The sequence below is a fragment of the Roseibium denhamense genome (assembly GCF_009711415.1).
Taxonomy (GTDB): Bacteria; Pseudomonadota; Alphaproteobacteria; order Rhizobiales; family Stappiaceae; genus Roseibium; species Roseibium denhamense.
This window is the reverse complement of the sequence record NZ_SMLZ01000037.1, coordinates 1-645: the sequence shown is the minus strand read 5'-3', so window position 1 is coordinate 645 and position 645 is coordinate 1. Positions and strand designations below refer to the sequence as shown.

The following is a 645-nucleotide window of genomic DNA, read 5'->3' as shown; positions in this document are numbered from 1 at the left end:
TGTGAGAAAAAGAAAAAGGCGGGCTTTCTGCCCGCCTTCTCCAAAGTTGTTGCGTTGGTTCGTTCGCCTTCTGGCTTAGAACAGACGCAGGACGTTCTGATCGGCCTGAGACGCGAAAGACAGTGACGTTGACGCCAGCTGCTGCCGTGTCTGGAGGGCCAGAAGGTTTGCGCCTTCTTCGTTGGTGTCTGCCAGGGTGAGGAGGCCGGCGCCTTCTTCCAATGTGTTGATCAGGTTCTGAGTGAAATCCTGACGATTTTCCACGATGGACAGGTTGGTACCGAATTCCGAAGCCTGGGTCCGCAGGTTCGACAATGCCGAGTTCAAGCGGGTTACTGTGCGGTTGATGTCCGTATCTGAAGCAAATCCAGAGTCACTCAGAGCCGTCAAGGACACGCCGGTTGAGTTGGCGGTAAAGTCATTTGTGGCAAAGTCAGCGCCATCACTTGTCAGGGACAGTGTGACTTCGGACTCGATGTTGATCCGACCGCTGGTGGTGTCAAAGTCCGCATCAACGCCATCAAAGTCATTGAGAAAGGTTTGCAGATCATCGACTGAGGTGTCGTCTTCGATTTCCAAAGAGCCGAGCTCGAAGCCGTTTCCATCCGTCAGAGTGAGTGTATCACCTACCGCGAAGGATGCGGT

General features: G+C 54.0%; 1 protein-coding gene. It reads right to left on the bottom strand.

Going from position 1 to position 645, the window contains the following annotated elements; genetic code table 11:
* Positions 1-75: 75 nt before the first annotated feature.
* The coding region (locus E1180_RS00110) for a flagellin (protein ID WP_208996745.1) at positions 76-645 on the bottom strand (570 nt) is incomplete at its 5' end.